Source organism: Spirillospora sp. NBC_01491 (assembly GCF_036227065.1).
Lineage (GTDB): Bacteria > Actinomycetota > Actinomycetes > Streptosporangiales > Streptosporangiaceae > Spirillospora > Spirillospora xylanilytica.
The window spans coordinates 4,983,377-4,999,592 of record NZ_CP109432.1 but is presented as its reverse complement, the minus strand read 5'-3'; the positions used below and the strand labels follow the sequence as shown (position 1 = coordinate 4,999,592).

Sequence of the window (16,216 nt, the reverse complement as noted above, 5' to 3'; positions counted from 1 at the left end):
CGCCCCGGAATTTCAAGATCATCGAATATTGGCCTGTTACGGGTGCTCCACGTGCGGATTTCGGTCCGGACGGGACGTCGCCCTGCGCGCCGCCAGGCTCATCGACGCGTTTCGTGAGATCACCCTGCCCGGCGCGGAGGCCATGCGCGTCCTCGACGAGCGAGCCCCCGTCCACCTGGAGGACGGGGGCTCCGGCAACCGCCTGGAGGTCGACCGCGGGCGGCTGCGCGACCTCCTGCTCGGCTCGCTGCCCGCCGGGACCATCGCTGGGGGGCCAAGGTCGCGGCGGTGCGCCCCCTCGGCGGGCGGGCGGCGCGACCCCCGCCTACACCCGGGTGTCCATGGGCGAGACCACCCTGCTGGACGCCGATGCCCGTCATCCCGGGGCCGCGGCCGTCGGCGGCGGTGGGGTGCTCTTCGCGCTCGGCGCGGGCAAGGGCTTCCTCGCCCACCGCGAATCCGGCGGGACGCTGCACACCTACGTCACCCTCACCGTCCCCGAGGGCTGGAGGTCGGGGATCGACTTCGCGGACACCGACGGCGCCAAGGCGACCCTGCTGGAGAACTTCGCCGGCTGGGACCCCGCCCTGACGGAGTTGATCAACGATGTCGAGGGTGCCCTGGTCCCGCGTCCGATCTACGCGCTGCGCGTCGGCCACGGTTGGGCGGGCACCCCCGGTGTCACCCTGCTGGCGACGCCGCCTACCTGATGTCCCCGGTCGTGGGCGAGGGCGCCAACCTCGCCATGATCGACGGGGCGGATCTCGGCCGGCCTCGTCGCCGGGCCGGTCAGGCGCCGTTCAGGACCTCGTGCAGGGCGGTGGTCGCCAGCTCCATGGCGGCCTTGTTGGCGTGGGTGTCGCGCAGCAGGTCGATCATGGCGAAGTCGTGCACCATGCCCGCCAGTCGGACGGCGGTGACCTCCACTCCCGCCTCGCGCAGCTTGGCCGCGTACGCCTCACCCTCGTCGCGCAGCACGTCGGCCTCGCCGTTGAGGACCATCGCCGGAGGCAGGCCGCGCAACTGGTCGACGCTCGCGCGCAGGGGCGAGGCGTAGACCTCGGCGCGCTGCTCGGGGGCGGTGGTGTACTGGTCCCAGAACCACTTCATGCCGTCGCGGTTGAGGTAGTAGCCCGTGGCGAACTGGTGATAGGACTCGGTGTCGAAGTCGGCGTCGGTGACCGGGTAGAACAGCACCTGGCCGACCACGTTCACGTCGCCGCGGTCCTTGGCCATGAGCGCCAGGACCGTCGCCATGTTCCCGCCGACCGAGTCGCCCGCCACCGCCATCCGGGTGGGGTCCAGCCCCTTCTCGGCGCCGTGCCGCATGACCCAGCGGGCGGCGGCGTAGCTCTGCTCGACCGCGGTCGGGTACTTGGCCTCGGGCGAGCGGTCGTACTCGGGGAAGACCACCGCGGCGTCGGAGCGGATCGCCAGCTCCCGCACCAGCCGGTCGTGCGTGTGGGCCGATCCGAAGACCCAGCCCGCGCCGTGGGTGTAGAAGATCACCGGGAGCGTCCCGGTCGCGTCCCTGGGCTTGACGATCCGCACCGGCACCACGCCGGTCGGGCCGCCGTGCACCTGGATCCACTCCTCGTCGATCTCGGGCATGGGCACGCTCGGATCGGATTGCAGCTTCTCCAGCACCTCCCGTCCCTCCTGGGGCGGAAGCTCGTAGATGTAGGGCCGCCGGGCGTTGGCGTCGGCGAACTCCTGTGCCGCCCGCTCCAGCACCACCCTGTTCTTGACGATCGTGTCGGTCACGACGTTCCCCCTCACGTGTCGGGTCCGCGCACACCTGGAGTCGTGCGCCGAACCGGGCAAGGGAAAACGCCATAAAGTTCACATACGTTACAAATGGGGCGAGTTGGGAGTGGTCACCGGATCCGCTTGATCTCACCGAAGGCCCGGTAGAAGCCCCCGCGCTCGGAGGCGCGCACGCCCTCGACCAGGTAGCGGGCACCCGGCTCCCGGATGTCCTTGGGGAACTGCACCCGCCAGCCCGCGTCGTACCCGGGGCTGGACACCCGGACGCGGAGGCGGGGGCCGTCCTCGTAGCACTCCACCACGATGCCGTCCCCGGTCTCGGAGGTGGTCTCCAAGGTGAGGCCGGGCTCCACGGCCACGAGCGACGCGGCGGCCTTGACGTCGAGCGGCTCGGGGACCGTACCCCGCTCGGCCGCCCGGATCGCCTCCTCCCCCGCGTCGATGCAGGCGAGCGTCCCGTCGGTGGTGACGATGTAGAGGCGGTCGTCGATGAACTGCATGGAGAACGCCGAGCCGCAGCCTGTGCCGAGCTTCCACAGGCGCTCGCCGTGCTGGTCGAAGCAGTACACCGACGAGTGGTTGTCGCCCGCGAACACGTACCGTCCGCTGGGGGCCGTCGCGCAGGAGAACACCGGTGCGTCGCACTTGTAGACGGCTTCGACGGAGCCGTCCTCCTTGGCCAGGCGGTAGACGCGGCTGCGGCCGGTGCCGGCGTAGACCGCTTCCCTCTCCTGCCAGCCGAACAGGACGTTCCCGTCGACCTGGGTCTGCCATCGCGGCGTGCCGTCGGAGCTGTCGTAGCGGGCCACGCCGCGCGAGTGGCCGTGGTAGATGGCGCCGGTGTCGCAGCGGACCATCCAGGCGGAGTCGCCGGTGACGTCGCGCGCCCACTGGAACTCGTCCTCGTGGTCGATCGCGGTGACCCGGCCGTTCCGGTCGGAGACGCCGAGGATCGCGTCGTCGATGTCGAGCCAGTAGATGTCGACGTCGGCGGAGATCTCGTAGGCGACCCGGGGGACCTTGCCGCTGAGGTCGTAGACCTTGCCGTCGTCGCAGCCCGCGTAGATCCAGAAGTCGTCGGCGACGATGCACTTGACCCCGTCGGGCAGCCTGAACCGGCTGGTGACCGTGCCGTCGTGGGCCACCGTGTACACGTCGCCGTGCTGGTTGCCGACCCAGCATCCGGTGCCGTCCACGAAGATGCCGAACGCCGCCGCGCCGCTGGCGAACCGCCACAGCACCGGCGCCTGGCTGGCCGTGGACCTGCTGCTGGCGATGGCGCGCCGGGTGACCGCGCGGCGCTGCCGGACGCCCCGAACGGCGGGGGCGTAGCCCTTGCGCACCTTCTCGCCGATCTTCTTCTGCGCCGCCGCGTCCGCCGCCTGCGCGGTGGGGAACGCCGTCGTCCTGGCCTGTCCGGGAGTGCCGATACGGCCGTACGTGATGGTGACCTGGACGCCGGACCTGATGACCTCGTAGAACTTGTGGGCCGTCCCGCTGTCGTCCGACAGTTCCAGGTACGTGGTCTGCGCTGGCATCAGGTCACCCTCCGGTTCACGGCTGATGCGGCGAGCGTAGAAGGCGGGTCCGACAGGAGGACGTCCATGCGGACGTTCAGCGGAGCCCCAGGCGGTCCGTCCAGGAGGCGATCGCGGCGGCGATCTCCCCCTGGCCGTGGGCCCCGGGTCAGCGGGCCACGTCGCGGCGGGTGAAGCGCCAGGCGCCGGCGGCGATGAGGACGATCGTGACGGCGGCCAGGACGGCGGCGTCGGCGGGCTGGAAGCCGTTCTTGAGGGGTTCCCCACCGATGTAGTAGTCGAACGGCGTGAGGTGGCGCAGCCAGTCCGCGCCGACCTGGGGGGCGAAGCCGCGCAGGGCGTAGGCGGCCACGCCCAGGCCGGCGGTGACGCCGAAGACGGTGGCGCGGCCCTTGCCCGTGGCTGCGCCGATGGCGGTCGCCAGCGCGCCGAACAGGATGGCGAGCAGCGCCAGGTTGACGGTCTGGGCGGCGAAGCCGCCGATGGTGATGGAGTCGAGCTTCGCGCTGGTGCGGACCGCGAGCATGGCGGCCAGGACGGCGGCGGAGATCAGGACGGCTCCGGCGGCGAGCGCGGCGAACCGGTGCAGCAGGAGCCGGACGCGGCCGAGGGGGTGGGCCAGCAGCAGGTCCAGGTAGCCCGACTCCTCGTCCGCGGAGATCATGCGGGCGCCGGTGGCGGCACCGTAGAAGACGACGAGCAGCGGAACGAGCAGACCGAACACCGCGCCCTGGAGGTAGCCGGCGGCGGACGTGGCGTCGTCCAGGCCGAACCCGCGCATGGCCTCGGGGACGCTCGCCAGGGAGTCGGCGGAGATCTGCGGGTAGAACGCGGCGTACATCATCGCCAGCAGGCCGGTGGCGAGGGCCCAGGCGATGAGGACGCGCCGGTTGTCGAACAGGGTCTTGGCGAACAGTGAGCCGCCGAAGGCGCGGGCGAGCGCCGAGGTGCCCAGGGACGGGGTGCTGGAGGGTGCCGAAGGAGTCGTCATTGCGCTGCCGTTCGTGGTGGTGGTCGGCGGGTCAGGCGGCATGGCCGGTGTAGTAGGCGTGGAAGAGCTCTTCCAGGTCCTGGGTATCGGCGCGCAGGCCGGTGAGGGTGTGCCGGGCGGCGGCCTTGACCAGCGGGTCGGGGCTGCCGTCGACGCGGCAGGTGAGGGTCGTCCCGTCGAGGACCAGGTCGGTGACGCCGGGCAGGACGCTGAACTCCTCTGGCCGGACCGGGTCGGCGAAGGTGAGCCGCACCTGGAGGAACGAGCGGGACCGCAGGTCGGTGACGGTGTCGGTGGCGACCAGGCGGCCCTCGCGGATGATGGCGACGCGGTCGGCGACGGCTTCGACCTCGCTCATGATGTGGCTGGACATGAACACCGTCTGCCCGGCAGTCCTGGCCTCGGTGACCAGGTCGAGGAAGGTCTGCTGGACCAGCGGGTCGAGCCCGGAGGTGGGCTCGTCCAGGATGAGCAGCTCGGGGTCGTGCATGAACGCCTGGATGATCCCGACCTTCTGCCGGTTTCCCTTGGAAAGGCTCTTGATCCGCGCGGTCAGGTCCAGTTCCAGCCGGGCCGCGAGCTCGGTGATCCGCGCTACCGGGACGCCGCCGCGCAGACCGCCCAGGAACGCCAGGCATTCGCCCGCGCGCTGGCGGCCGTCGACGACGAAGTCGCCGGCCAGGTAGCCGATGCGGCGGTGCAGCTCGACCGCGCCGGCCCGCGGGTCCAGGCCGAGCACGCGGGCGGTTCCGGAGGTCGGGCGGATCAGGTCCAGCAGCAGCCGGATGGTGGTCGACTTCCCGGCGCCGTTCGGACCGAGGTAGCCGAACACCTCGCCCGCGCGCACCTGGAGGGTCAGGCCGTCCAGGCCGCGCCGCTGGCCATAGGTCTTGGTGAGCTCGTTCAGCTCGATCGCCGTACGCATGGTACGAACCGTATCAGAGTGTTCAGAGATTACTGAAAGCTTCGAGCTGTTAAAATCGCGTTGAGTACTTCGAGGGGGGATGACCTTGACGGACACCACCGAGGCTGCCGAGCGGATGGCGCTGGCCCTGGCCCAGGGCGGTCTGCAGAAGGCGACCGCACGGGTGATGGCGGCGTTCCTGTTCGCCGACGCCGACAGCGTCACCGCGCCCGAGCTGGCCGGGCAACTGGCGATCAGTTCCGGCTCGGTGTCGGGCGCGATCAAGATGCTGTCGACGGTCGGGCTGATCGAACGCGTGCCCGTGCCGGGCAGCCGCCGCGAGCACTACCGGCTGCGTGAGGGTGCCTGGGCCACGCTGATGTCGACGCAGAACGGCCTCGTCCAGACCATGTTCGAGGCCGCCGACCAGGGCATCCAGGCCGCCGGAGCGGACAGCCCGGCCGCGCGGCGGCTGGCCGAGATGCGCGACTTCTACGGTTTCATGTTCCGCGAACTCCCGGCCCTGGTCGACCGTTGGCGCGCCGAGCGGGCTGGGGGCCGGCCCGTTTAGGCGGGCCGTTCCGGGAGGGCGAGCAGGTCGGTGTGCTCGATGGTCACATGCAGCTCGCCCGCGGTGCAGGTGCCCAGCCGGCGCGGCAGGTAGGAGTCGTTCGCGAGTTCCGGGCGCTGTTCGCGGGCGGCCCCGGCCCAGCCCCGGAGCCACTCCGCCGTCAGTTGCGCCTGCGCCGCGTCGAGCCGCCAAGGGCTCGGACGGGTCCGGACGGCCGCGCCGTGGCGTTCGAACGCCAGCGCGGCGGTGGCGGCGGCGTCGGGGCCGAGCAGGCGGCGGCCGTGATGCGTGCGGCGCTGGTGGGCGTTGAACGCGGCGGTGTACTCGGCGTCGAGCGGGTCGTCGGGCGACAGTGCGACCCGGCCGTCGACGGAGAGGGTCAGGAGCGCGGGGATGCCGGCCCCGGTGGACGCCATGGCGAGCTGGTCGACCTCGGTGGCGGTGAGCAGGTCCAGCAGGGCGGAACCGGTGATGAGCGAGGTGCCGGTGAGGTCGGCGGCGCTCAGCCCGGCCAGGTCCCCCTGGTGCGTCTCCACCGTGACGCGGCTTCCGTCGGACGCCGCCATGCCGGTCATGCCTGTGGTGGCCCGGACGAGCAGCGCGGGATCGTGGTCGTGCAGGATCCAGTGCTGCGGACCGGGGAGCTGCGGCGCAAGCCAGCGGCCCATGGAACCGGTGCCACAGCCGAGGTCGCGGATGACCAGCCGTCCCGCAGGCAGGTGCTCCTTGAGCAGGGTGACGAGTTCTGGGGCGCGGGCGGCGGCGTCGGCGTTCTCGCGCAGTGCTAGCCAGTCAGGACTGAAACCGGATGTGTGAGACAGGCTCATCAGGGCTCTCCATGCAATTGGTCCAGTACGGCACCCATGCGTTGTGACGTCGTTTCCCAACCGTCCAGGACGTCACGGCGAAGCCGCGCCGCGCTCCTGAGGGTCTGCCGTAGTTCGTGGTCAGTGAGCCAGCGGCGCAGGGCTGCGGCGAGTGCCTCGGGGTCGTCCGGCGGGACGAGGATCCCGGGCACGGTCCCATGAGGAGCCGGAGCCTGGCTCATAGCTTCCGGTACGCCGCCCACGTTCGTCGCCAGAACGGGGATTCCTCTGGACAAGGATTCGGTGATGACCATGCCGTACGTCTCGGCCAGGGACGGGAGCACCGCGAGGTCGGCGGCGGCGTAAGAGGCGCTCAGCTCCTCCCCGTGTTGGGGACCCGTCATCCAAACGCGGTCGCTCAGGCCCTCCTCGTCGATCTGCTGCCTGAGCCGCGCCACGTATACGGGGTCGGTGTGCAGCGGACCGACGCAGTCGCATGTCCACGAGAGGTCCGAGACGGAGGCGAGAGCCGTGACGAGACGGTCGAGCCCTTTGCGTGGTGTGACCGAGGCGACGCACAGCAGCCGGGACGCGCCATCGGTGCCAGGCGCGAGCGGCGCAGGATCGACGCCTGGGGGAACGACGTGGACGGCAGTGAGCCCGTGATGCTCGGTCAACCGGCGTGCCGCCCAGGAACTGGTCGCGATGACCGCGTCCACGGCGTGCAGGGTCTCTCGTTCCAGGGCGTCCAGCTCTGCGGCCGGGCCGGAGGACAGCCCGGACTCGTCTCCTAGGGGCAGATGCACCAGGACCGCGATCCGCAAACGGTTCGCCTGGGGGATGACGACATCTGGAACGCCGCACCCGACCAGACCGTCCAGAAGGACGGCGGTGCCATCGGGCAATGCGGAGAGCGACTGCGCTAGCCCGGACCTCGCGACGATGTCCGGCCGTGGCCACGTCCCCGGGACGGCCATCTCGCGCACCGGCCACCCTGCCGCCATGAGGCCCTGACGGACGCGGTGGTCGTAGGTGTTGCCGCCGCTGGGTCTGGACAGGTCGCCGATGTCGCCGGGCACGACGAAGCAGGTGGTGGTCACAATGTGCGCTCGTAGCTCGCCCAGGCGACGTGCGACTCGTGCAGCGTGACCGCGATCCCGGTCAGGCCGCGGGCGCCCTCGCCGAGCTCGCCCGCCCGCACCCGGTCCGCGAGCCGGTCGGCGATCACCTTGGCGAGGAACTCGGTGGAGGTGTTGATCCCGGTGAACGCGGGCTCGTCGTCCAGGTTGCGGTAGGTGAGCTCGCCGGTCACCGCGCCGAGCGCCCGGGTGGCGAGCCCGATGTCGACCACGATGTTGTCGGCGTCGAGCTCGGCGCGGCGGAACGCGGCGTCCACCAGGAACGTCGCGCCGTGCGTGCGCTGCGCGGGGCCGAAGACCTCGCCGCGGAAGCTGTGGGCGATCATGATGTGGTCGCGGACGGTGATGCTGAACACGGTGCTGGCCTCCGGTGCCGCCCGCCTAGGCGGGATCGTGGACGATGCGGTGGCAGAGGGCGGGGAGCTCGCCGCTCGCGAGGCGGGGCAGCACCCCGGGCAGGTCGGCGAAGCCGCTCTCGCCGGTGACCAGCACGTCGAACGCCGGATCGGCGAGCAGCGCCAGCGCCAGCGCCAGCCGGTCGGCGAACGTGCGGCGGGACCGGCGGGCCGGCGACACCGCGCCGACCTGGCTGCCGCGCACGACCAGGCGGCGCGAGTGGAACGCCTCGCCCAGCGGCAGGGCGACCCGCCGGTCTCCGTACCAGCTCAGCTCGACCACCTCGCCCTCCGGCGCGAGCAGTTCCAGGGACCGGGTGAGGCCGGACTCGGTGGCGCTGGCGTGCACGACGAGGTCGCACTCGCCCTCGGCCCGCTCGGGCAGCGCGAAGCCGACGCCGAACGCCTCGGCGACGTCCGCGCGGGCCGGGTCGGTGTCGACGAGCTGGACGCGGGCGCCGGGCAGCCCGGCCAGGACGCCCGCGACGCAGCCGCCCACCATCCCGGCGCCGACCACGGCGATCCGGTCGCCGACCAGCGGCGCCGCGTCCCACAGGGCGTTCACGGCGGTCTCGACCGTCCCGGCGAGCACCGCCCGGGACGGGGGCACGTTCTCCGGCACGGGCGTCACGGCCTGGGCCGGGACGACGTACCGGGTCTGGTGCGGGTAGAGGCAGAAGACGGCGCGTCCCAGCAGACCCGGCGGGCCGTGCTCGACGACCCCCACGTTGAGGTAGCCGTACTTGACCGGTCCGGGGAAGTCGCCTTCTTGGAACGGCGCCCGCATCACCTCGTACTGGCTCTCGGGCACCCCGCCGCGGAAGACCAGCGTCTCGGTGCCACGGCTCACCCCCGAGTACAGGGTGCGGACCAGCACCTCGTCCGGGCCGGGCTCCGGCAGGGTGACGGCCCTGATCTCCCCCTCACCGGGCGAACGGACCCAGAAGGCGTGTGCTTGGCGCTCCATCGGCGTCCTCCAAGGCTGCGGGATGCTTCGTGCGGTCGCACCAGAGCCATCCGATGTCGCGGCCGAAGGACCAGACAAGCAGTCCGAGCGCCGCTGAGAGGGCGATGGCTGCGGCGGGTCGCGGAATGGCGGCGGCGGTGGTGGTGGCGAGGGCGGTTCCCGAGCCTGCCCGCGGGCGGCCGGCCCGGGTGACCGGCGCGTGCAACCGAGTCCGGCCGGGCGGGGTTCTAGGGGGTGAACGAACCGACACCACCCTGATCGAAGGATTCGACATGGACCTCAAGCTCACCGGCCGCGTCGCCCTCGTCACCGGGGCCTCCAAGGGCATCGGCCTGGCGATCACCCGTACCCTGCTGGACGAGGGCGCCCGCGTGGTGGCCGCGTCCCGGACGAGCGGCGCCGGGCTGGACGCGCTCGCCGGGCCGAACCTGGTGCACGTCCCGGTCGACCTGATGGACGCCGCGGCGCCGGCCCGGGTGGTGGAGCGCGCCGTCGAGGTGTTCGGCGGGCTGGACATCCTGGTGAACAACGCCGGCGGGCCGCCGCCCGGCGTGACCCTGCCGCGCTTCTCGTTCCTCGCCCCGAACGACGACGACTGGCGCGCGATGTTCGAGTTCAACCTCTTCTCGGTGGTCCGGACCATCCGCGCCGCGATCCCGCACCTGCTGAAGAGCGAGGCGGGGGCGATCGTCAACGTGTCCTCGGCCAACGCCACGCAGCCGGCCCCGATGAACGTCGACTACAACGCCTCGAAGGCGGCGCTGAACAACCTGACCAAGGCGCTGTCGGAGGAGTACGCCCCGCAGGGGGTCCGGGTGAACACCGTCACTCCCGGGCCGGTCCGCACCGACTGGTGGACCAAGGACGGCGGCGCGGCCGACGTCCTGGCCGCCCAGATGGGCGCCGACCGCGACACCGTGATCGACAAGGCGGCGCCGGAGATGATGGGCCTCGCCACCGGCCGGCTCGCCGACCCCCAGGAGATCGCCGACGTCGTCGCGCTGCTCGTCTCGCCGCGTTCGGGCAGCACGACCGGTTCGGACGTCGCGGTCGACTCGGGCTTCCTCAAGGCCGTCTGACCGGACGCGACCGGCGGGGCCGGTGCGATCGGTGCGACCGGCGGGGCCGTGACGCGCGGCCCCGCCGGTCGATCGGCGCGGCCGTCACGTGGTCGCCCGCTCCTTGAGGGTGCTTCCGGACGGAGGCGCGTTCTCAGCCTCCGTAGGGACGGACGGCGCGGGCGGAGCGCAGGGCCTCGGCCCACCAGGCGAGCTGGTCGAGCATGACCTTGGCGGCGGTGCCGGACGCCTGGAGGTCGTCCGGGCGGCCCTGCTCGTCGAAGTACTCCCACGGGTTGTGCAGGCTCACCGTGTCGCGGACGGTGACCGCGTGCAGCTCGGCGAAGACCTGCCGGAGGTGCTCGACCGCCCGCAGCCCTCCGGACATTCCGCCGTACGAGACGAACGAGACCGGCTTGGCCCGCCACTGGGTGAAGTGCGTGTCGATCAGGTTCTTCAGGGTGCCGGGGAAGCTGTGGTTGTACTCGGGGGTCACGATCACGAACGCGTCGGCCGCGTCCAGCGTCCCGGTCACCGCGTTGAACGCCTCGGCGGCGGCCCCGCCGAGCGCGGAGCCGAGCGCCGCCGGGGGCAGGGTGTCGGCGAGGTCGATCACGTCGATCGCCAGGCCCTGGTGCCGGCGGGCCTCCTCGATGAACCAGCCGGCCACGGTCGGTCCGAAGCGGCCCTCCCGGGTGCTGCCGATAATGATCGCCACACGCAGCGGGTTCTCGGTCATTCTTCTTCTCCTCGGTGCAGGTCAGGGGCTTCTCTCCGGCTGACCGCGACGCTACGGAGCACGCTGGGCCCGGGAATCTGTCAGATGACCGGCCCCGCCCGCCGGCGTCCCGGTCAACCGCAGGCTCTGACATCAACCAAACTTGAGGTCAACCCGTCGCCGCGAATACGTCCGAGAGGAGGTGAAGACAAGGCGCGATGGTGACGAACATCCATCCCCAGAAGAGACGCCCTACTTCTTGCGGGCGACCGTCAGGCCGTCGCCTATGGGGACGATGACGAGTTCGACCCTGGTGTCGGCCGCCGCGTGGTCGTCGAACGAACGGATCGCGTTCAGCGTCTCGCCCTGGACGGACGGATCGCTGACCTGGCCCGCCCACAGGGTGTTGTCGACGAGGAGGAGCCCGCCGGGCCGGACGCGGGGCACCAGGGCGTCCCAGTAGTCGACGTAGGACGGCTTGTCGGCGTCGATGAAGGCCAGGTCGAAGGCGGCGTCGGCGGGGAGCGCCCGCAGAGTCTCCAGGGCCGGGGCCAGCTTGAGCTCGATGCGGTCGCCGAGGCCCGCCTTGTCCCAGTAGCGGCGGGCGACCGTCGTCCACTCGTCGTTGATGTCGCAGCACAGCAGGCGCCCGTCCGGTGCCAGGCCGCGGGCCAGGCAGATCGATGAGTAGCCGGTGAACGTGCCGATCTCGACGGCGTCCCGGGCCCCCGACAGGCGCGCCAGGAGGGTCATGAGCACGCCCTGGTCGGGCCCGATCTGCATGCCCGCGCTGCGCGCGAACCGCTCGGCGGTCTCGGTCGCCAGTTCCAGCAACAGCGGGTCCGGACCGGTGCTGTGGGCGTTGATGTACGCGTGCAGTTCTGGGGGCAGTAGCCCGGTGCGCGATGCCATGACCTCAGCGTTGGGGCGGACGGTGCCGAAGTCCAGCGTCGCGGTCGGCGTTGCCCGTGCCGATCGAGGGCGACCGGCTGACGCGGGTGCCGGCCTTCTCAGCGTTCGCGGGTGAAGGGCAGGTTGCGGGCGTAGGGCTGGAAACCCACCGACATGTAGGTGGCGCGGGCGGACGGGTGGCCCGCGTCGCCGCGCGCGGCGACGCGGGCCTGGGTCGCCCCGAGCCGCCGCGCGGCACGGAGGGCGGCGAGTATCGCGGCGCTCGCGAGACCGAGGCGGCGGTGGCCCGGGTCGGTGCCGACCGGTTCGAGGACGGCGGCCCGGTTCAGGTCGTCCGCCCAGACCAGGCAGAAGGCGGCGGGCGTGCCGTCGGGGGCCTCGACGAGCCAGTCGAGCTCGGGCCGGTACGGCCAGGCCCGCATGATCCGGCGGTAGCTCTCGGTGACGACCCGGGAGGGCTCGCCGGGCAGGGAGAACGCCGCCCGGTGCACGGCGGCGCGGGCCTCGGCGTCCTCCTCGCCGCGCACGGGACGCAGCGTGTAGCCCTCCGGGACGGACGGCTCGGGAAGGTCGTCCAGGTCGTGCCGGAGGTGGATGAAGAACGGGCCGGTGGTTCGCTCGCGGTAGCCGTGCCTCAGCAGGGAGTCCTGGAGCGCCGCCGGTTCGGTGTCGAGGACCGTGACGACGCGGGCCGCCCCGGGGGTCAGCTCGTTGAACCAGCGCAGGATCTCGTCCATCAGGCCGGGGTGTGCCGGGTCGAGGTGCAGGTCGAGACGGCCCGGCGGCTGCGCCCAGGCCCACGCGACGGGCCGTCCGCCGTGCTCCCAGAGGGAGATGTGCCATTCGTGCTCGCGGCCGAGGTGCTGGAGCCGATGCCAGACGAGCTCGCCCATGTGCCAGCGGGAGGTGTCCGGCGACCACAGGCGTTGCGTCAGCCCCTGCATGGCGCGGAGGCCGGCGGAGTCCCGCCGCCTGTAATGCGTCGTTGCCATTGGCGGACCCTACCTTCGAGCCCTTCCGGCGGGCGAGCGGTTCGGGCCGCCGTGCCGCGACTTCGGCTTCCTGGCCTTCTTCGCCTTCTTCCTCTTCTTCGATTTCTCGGCCCTCTCCGGCTTGCCGTTCTTCTTCCGCTTCGATGGCTTCGACGGCCGGTGCGTCGGATTCCGGGGGCCGGGACTCGACGCGTGCCGCCCCTGGGACGGTGACGGCGGCGACGGCGGCGGCGACGGGACGGCGGGCAGCGTGGCGCGATCGGACGACTCGTCCGGCGGGGTGCCGATCCGCGGCGGGCGCGGACCCGGGTGCGGCCCCTGGTGTCCGGGGAGGTGGCCGCTGCCCCCGGCGAGGGCCGCGCCGCCGCCGAGCGCGAGCACGGCCAAGAGCGCCTTGACGGTGAGCAGCCTGGTCAGCGTCCGGTGCTGGATGCGCGGGCGCGGTTCGCGGCGGGTCCGGAACGCGGCGACGGCGGCGTCCTCCCCGGCGAGCTCGGCCGGCCGCGCGGGACCGGCCGCGCCCGCGAGCATCTCGGCGAGCGCGGGGTGTGCGGCGGCGTCGCCGCGCAGGAGGCGCTCGGCGGTCCGCCGGTCGGGTGGATCGTTCATCTCACCTCTTCAGCGCCGGAGCCGATCACACCGTCACGCCCGGGCACCGGCAGGGTCCCGCTGCCCGCCGGGGGCGCGGTCTCGGCCAGGCGGGCGGCCAGGCGGCGCAGGCCGCGGTGCGCCGCGGTCCGGACGGCCCCGGCGCGCTTGCCGAGGACGAGGCCGGCCCGCTTGGCGTCCAGGCCCAGGACGGCGCGGAGCAGCACCGCCTCGGCCTGGTCCCGGGGCAGCTCGGCGATCAGCCGGAGGGCCGCCTCGGTCGACAGGCCGTCCAGGGCCAGGTCCGCGGTGTCGAACTCGGCGGCCGTCCCGATCAGGTCGTCCATCGGCAGGTCGGCGACGGGCCGCCGCTTCCGGCGGCGCAGCAGGTCCAGCGTGCGGTGCCGGGTGATCGTCGCGCACCAGCCGCGGAACCCGTCGATGTCGCCGCGGAAGGAGGGCAGGTCGCGGGCGATCTGCAACCATGCCTCGGACGTGACGTCCTCGGCGTCGGAGTCGTCGGCGATGAGGGCGCGGGCGTAGCGCAGCAGCCGGGGCTGCACGTCCCGGTACAGCAGGCGGAAGGACTCCTCGTCGCCCGCCTGCGCCGCCCGGACGGCGCGATTGAGGTCGTCCCCCCGCGCCCCATCGCTCACTCGCGCCATTGTGCAGGCATCGCGTCCCATGCGTGAGGGGTATCGCTCCCATGATGGGGAACGCCCGATTCGCGGGGCGGGGCGTCCCCCGGAGAAGGATCCGGGGGAGGACGGGAACAATTGCCGCCGCTCGTCGGTTGGACAGGACAAGCCGATGTGCCTGGTGTCCCCGGGCCTCACCTATTGCCTTCGCGGAATACCGTTCGGCTGGAGCCGCGTTGTGCCTTCCGCCGAGAGGCGACCCGCACATCGGCCTGGACCGGTTCTCCGCCGGGCTGCGAAAGTCCGGCGGGGATCGGTCTTTTTTACGCACTTTGTCCTTGATGGGAGACTTGCGGGCATGAAGCTGTCGGCCCATCTGGAGAAGCTCGGCCTGCCGCTGCTCGAGGAGCAGCTCAGGCATCCGACGGTGGCGGGCATCGCCCGCGGCGACCTCGACGAGGCCGTGTTCCGCTCGTGGCTGGAGCAGGACCACCTCTACCTGCTCGACTACGTGCGGGTGTTCTCGCGGCTGGCCTGGCAGGCGCCCCCGGCGCATCTGGGCGATCTCGTCGACCTCGCCCACTCGACCTTCCACGACGAACTGGAACTGCACCGGTCGCTGTCGGCGGAGTTCGGCGCCGACCTGGAGGGCGCGAAGGCCGGCCCGGCCTGCGCCGCGTACACCCGGTTCCTGCTCGACAGCGCCGCCGACTACGGCGACGGCCTGGCCGCGCTCTACCCCTGCATGTGGGGCTACTCCACGCTGGGGCGGCGCCTCGCCGCGAACCCGCCGGCCGAACCCCGCTACCGCCGCTGGGTCGACACCTACGCCGACCCCGCGTTCGCCGGGCTGACCCGGCGCTGCGCCCAGATGATCGACGAGGCCGGCATCGACCGGGACCGCGCCGAGCGGTTCTTCCTGGAGGGCATGCGGCACGAGCTCGCCTTCTGGGACGTGCCCGTCCCCTAGCCGGACGCCTTCGGCGCCGGGCGGGGCACCGGGATTGACCGAAACATGGGGTGGCGCGGGTCTCAGCGGGGTTGAAATGCGGGTATATGCCCCATATGACGTCAATCGGCCAACTCTCGCGGGCCCGGCTGGCCGGCCGGCCCGCCGACTACGCGGCGCTCGGCCTCGGCCGGGCGGTGGCGGTCTGGGAGGACGGGTTCCGCACCGCGCCCGGCGGCCCCGGCACCTGGGAGTGGTGGTACTTCGAGGCGCGGCTCGACGACGGCTCCACCCTCGTGATCGTCTTCTACACCAAGGACTTCACCGAGGGCGGAGCCGGTCCGCCCCGCCCGTTCGTCACGCTGGAGCTCGACCGTCCCGACGGCACCCGGGTCAGCGAGCGCGCCACGGCGCACAGCGGCGACCACGACTTCGCCACCGGCCGGTGCGCCGTGCGGATCGGCGCCAGCACGTTCACCGGCGACCACCGCGGCTACCGCGTCCACGCCGAGCTGGACGGGGTGACCGCCGACGTCGTGCTGACCCCGCGGACCGAGCCCTGGCGCCCCGAGACCGGCCACATCTACTTCGGTGAGGATGACGAGCGGTTCTTCGCCTGGCTGCCCTCGGTGCCGAGCGGCTCGGCGGAGGTCACGCTCGCCGTCGGCGGGCGCGCCGAGCGACGCGCGGGCACCGGCTACCACGACCACAACTGGGGGGACACCCCGGTGACCGGGCTGATCGACCACTGGTACTGGGCCCGCGCCGCCGCCGGCCCCTACAACGTGATCGCCTCGCACATCACCTCGGAGGAGCGGTACGACCGCGCCGAGTTCCCCATTTTCATGCTGGCGCGCGGGAACCGGATCGTCGCCGACGACTGCACGCTCGTGCGGTTCGCCACGTACGACGAGGACGACGACCCGGGCACCGGGCGGCCGGTCGCGGGCACCCTGGTCTTCGAGTACCGGGCCGCCGACCCCGGCGACGACGGCTACCGCGTCACGTTCACGCGGGAGGACACGACGCCGGGCGCGCCACGGGCCGCCGACCTCGGCGAGCTGGACGAGATCGGCGGGTTCCGGAACGCGCTGGCGAAGATCGCCGGATTCGACGGCTCCTACCTGCGCTTCACCGGCGAGGTCCAGATCGAGCGGATGCACGGCGGCCAGCCCGCGGAGACCCACACCGCCGCCGCCCTGTGGGAGTTGGTCTACCCGGGCCGGACGCCAGGCTCAATTTCTTAAGCCCGGCCCGGCATTCTCGCCTGGCGGCTCGGATGC

The 16,216-nt window shown here is 72.3% G+C and carries 18 protein-coding genes; 5 read left to right on the top strand and 13 right to left on the bottom strand.

The features are described 5' to 3' along the window. Window positions 1-341: 341 nt before the first annotated feature. Entirely contained in the window at window positions 342-710 is a 369-nt protein-coding gene (locus OHA34_RS23310) for a hypothetical protein (protein ID WP_329518905.1), read from the top strand. 79 nt (window positions 711-789) lie between these two features. On the opposite strand, the gene OHA34_RS23305 is transcribed toward OHA34_RS23310, so the two are convergent. The 4 genes from OHA34_RS23305 to OHA34_RS23290 form a co-directional block, all read right to left on the bottom strand. Next, a complete protein-coding gene (locus tag OHA34_RS23305; RefSeq protein WP_285940093.1) occupies window positions 790-1,752 on the bottom strand; it encodes an alpha/beta hydrolase in 963 nt (320 codons plus the stop codon). A gap of 125 nt (window positions 1,753-1,877) precedes the next feature. Next, complete coding sequence (locus tag OHA34_RS23300) at window positions 1,878-3,305, bottom strand: WGR domain-containing protein (protein WP_329518904.1); 1,428 nt, start codon at window positions 3,303-3,305, stop codon at window positions 1,878-1,880. 148 nt (window positions 3,306-3,453) lie between these two features. Continuing rightward, on the bottom strand, window positions 3,454-4,296 hold the full coding sequence (locus tag OHA34_RS23295) for an ABC transporter permease subunit (protein WP_329518903.1): 843 nt from the start codon (window positions 4,294-4,296) through the stop codon (window positions 3,454-3,456). A 31-nt stretch (window positions 4,297-4,327) separates the two neighbouring features. Next, complete coding sequence (locus tag OHA34_RS23290) at window positions 4,328-5,221, bottom strand: ABC transporter ATP-binding protein (protein WP_329518902.1); 894 nt, start codon at window positions 5,219-5,221, stop codon at window positions 4,328-4,330. A gap of 79 nt (window positions 5,222-5,300) precedes the next feature. Here OHA34_RS23290 and OHA34_RS23285 point away from each other — a divergent pair, with 79 nt between their 5' ends. Beyond that, window positions 5,301-5,771 (top strand): GbsR/MarR family transcriptional regulator, encoded by a 471-nt coding sequence (locus OHA34_RS23285; protein WP_329518901.1) that lies wholly within the window; start codon window positions 5,301-5,303, stop codon window positions 5,769-5,771. On the opposite strand, the gene OHA34_RS23280 is transcribed toward OHA34_RS23285, so the two are convergent. From OHA34_RS23280 to OHA34_RS23265, 4 genes are read right to left on the bottom strand one after another with little or no spacing between them, the layout of a single operon-like run. After that, entirely contained in the window at window positions 5,768-6,598 is an 831-nt protein-coding gene (locus tag OHA34_RS23280; protein ID WP_285939547.1) for a class I SAM-dependent methyltransferase, read from the bottom strand. The two genes, OHA34_RS23285 and OHA34_RS23280, sit on opposite strands and share 4 nt — an antisense overlap. Then, complete coding sequence (locus OHA34_RS23275; protein ID WP_329518900.1) at window positions 6,598-7,677, bottom strand: glycosyltransferase family 4 protein; 1,080 nt, start codon at window positions 7,675-7,677, stop codon at window positions 6,598-6,600. The genes OHA34_RS23280 and OHA34_RS23275 overlap by 1 nt, the downstream gene beginning before the upstream one ends. After that, window positions 7,674-8,072 (bottom strand): 6-pyruvoyl trahydropterin synthase family protein, encoded by a 399-nt coding sequence (locus OHA34_RS23270; RefSeq protein ID WP_285939549.1) that lies wholly within the window; start codon window positions 8,070-8,072, stop codon window positions 7,674-7,676. Before OHA34_RS23270 ends, OHA34_RS23275 begins: the two co-directional genes overlap by 4 nt. A 25-nt stretch (window positions 8,073-8,097) precedes the next feature. After that, window positions 8,098-9,078, bottom strand: a complete 981-nt coding sequence (locus OHA34_RS23265) for a zinc-dependent alcohol dehydrogenase (protein ID WP_285939550.1) — start codon at window positions 9,076-9,078, stop codon at window positions 8,098-8,100. Window positions 9,079-9,350: 272 nt separating this feature from the next. Between OHA34_RS23265 and OHA34_RS23260 the strand changes: the two genes are divergently transcribed. Next, window positions 9,351-10,157, top strand: a complete 807-nt coding sequence (locus tag OHA34_RS23260) for an SDR family NAD(P)-dependent oxidoreductase (protein ID WP_285939551.1) — start codon at window positions 9,351-9,353, stop codon at window positions 10,155-10,157. A 133-nt stretch (window positions 10,158-10,290) separates the two neighbouring features. On the opposite strand, the gene OHA34_RS23255 is transcribed toward OHA34_RS23260, so the two are convergent. The 5 genes from OHA34_RS23255 to OHA34_RS23235 all read right to left on the bottom strand — a co-directional run bounded on the left by OHA34_RS23255 (window position 10,291) and on the right by OHA34_RS23235 (window position 14,011). Then, window positions 10,291-10,875, bottom strand: coding sequence for an NADPH-dependent FMN reductase (locus OHA34_RS23255; RefSeq protein WP_285939552.1), 585 nt, complete (start codon window positions 10,873-10,875; stop codon window positions 10,291-10,293). 231 nt (window positions 10,876-11,106) lie between these two features. Next, a complete protein-coding gene (locus OHA34_RS23250) occupies window positions 11,107-11,766 on the bottom strand; it encodes an O-methyltransferase (protein ID WP_329518899.1) in 660 nt (219 codons plus the stop codon). 98 nt (window positions 11,767-11,864) lie between these two features. Then, window positions 11,865-12,758 carry a GNAT family N-acetyltransferase gene (locus OHA34_RS23245; protein ID WP_329518898.1) on the bottom strand — a complete coding sequence of 298 codons (894 nt, stop codon included), beginning with the start codon at window positions 12,756-12,758 and terminating at the stop codon, window positions 11,865-11,867. A 9-nt stretch (window positions 12,759-12,767) separates the two neighbouring features. Continuing rightward, on the bottom strand, window positions 12,768-13,367 hold the full coding sequence (locus OHA34_RS23240) for a hypothetical protein (protein ID WP_329518897.1): 600 nt from the start codon (window positions 13,365-13,367) through the stop codon (window positions 12,768-12,770). Next, complete coding sequence (locus tag OHA34_RS23235; protein WP_432763043.1) at window positions 13,364-14,011, bottom strand: RNA polymerase sigma factor; 648 nt, start codon at window positions 14,009-14,011, stop codon at window positions 13,364-13,366. Before OHA34_RS23235 ends, OHA34_RS23240 begins: the two co-directional genes overlap by 4 nt. Window positions 14,012-14,342: 331 nt before the next feature. Between OHA34_RS23235 and OHA34_RS23230 the strand changes: the two genes are divergently transcribed. Then, window positions 14,343-14,954 (top strand): TenA family protein, encoded by a 612-nt coding sequence (locus OHA34_RS23230; protein ID WP_329518896.1) that lies wholly within the window; start codon window positions 14,343-14,345, stop codon window positions 14,952-14,954. Window positions 14,955-15,049: 95 nt separating this feature from the next. Beyond that, on the top strand, window positions 15,050-16,180 hold the full coding sequence (locus OHA34_RS23225; protein WP_329518895.1) for a hypothetical protein: 1,131 nt from the start codon (window positions 15,050-15,052) through the stop codon (window positions 16,178-16,180). The last annotated feature ends 36 nt before the right edge of the window (window positions 16,181-16,216 follow it).

Bases quoted from the DNA above. Each gene is read 5' to 3' on its own strand.
- OHA34_RS23310 (WP_329518905.1), top strand. From the start codon at position 342: ATGGGCGAGACCACCCTGCTGGACGCCGATGCCCGTCATCCCGGGGCC.
- OHA34_RS23300 (WP_329518904.1), bottom strand. From the start codon at position 3,305: ATGCCAGCGCAGACCACGTACCTGGAACTGTCGGACGACAGCGGGACG.
- OHA34_RS23295 (WP_329518903.1), bottom strand. From the start codon at position 4,296: ATGACGACTCCTTCGGCACCCTCCAGCACCCCGTCCCTGGGCACCTCG.
- OHA34_RS23290 (WP_329518902.1), bottom strand. From the start codon at position 5,221: ATGCGTACGGCGATCGAGCTGAACGAGCTCACCAAGACCTATGGCCAG.
- OHA34_RS23285 (WP_329518901.1), top strand. From the start codon at position 5,301: ATGACCTTGACGGACACCACCGAGGCTGCCGAGCGGATGGCGCTGGCC.
- OHA34_RS23280 (WP_285939547.1), bottom strand. From the start codon at position 6,598: ATGAGCCTGTCTCACACATCCGGTTTCAGTCCTGACTGGCTAGCACTG.
- OHA34_RS23265 (WP_285939550.1), bottom strand. From the start codon at position 9,078: ATGGAGCGCCAAGCACACGCCTTCTGGGTCCGTTCGCCCGGTGAGGGG.
- OHA34_RS23260 (WP_285939551.1), top strand. From the start codon at position 9,351: ATGGACCTCAAGCTCACCGGCCGCGTCGCCCTCGTCACCGGGGCCTCC.
- OHA34_RS23255 (WP_285939552.1), bottom strand. From the start codon at position 10,875: ATGACCGAGAACCCGCTGCGTGTGGCGATCATTATCGGCAGCACCCGG.
- OHA34_RS23250 (WP_329518899.1), bottom strand. From the start codon at position 11,766: ATGGCATCGCGCACCGGGCTACTGCCCCCAGAACTGCACGCGTACATC.
- OHA34_RS23245 (WP_329518898.1), bottom strand. From the start codon at position 12,758: ATGGCAACGACGCATTACAGGCGGCGGGACTCCGCCGGCCTCCGCGCC.
- OHA34_RS23240 (WP_329518897.1), bottom strand. From the start codon at position 13,367: ATGAACGATCCACCCGACCGGCGGACCGCCGAGCGCCTCCTGCGCGGC.
- OHA34_RS23235 (WP_432763043.1), bottom strand. From the start codon at position 14,011: ATGGCGCGAGTGAGCGATGGGGCGCGGGGGGACGACCTCAATCGCGCC.
- OHA34_RS23230 (WP_329518896.1), top strand. From the start codon at position 14,343: ATGAAGCTGTCGGCCCATCTGGAGAAGCTCGGCCTGCCGCTGCTCGAG.
- OHA34_RS23225 (WP_329518895.1), top strand. From the start codon at position 15,050: ATGACGTCAATCGGCCAACTCTCGCGGGCCCGGCTGGCCGGCCGGCCC.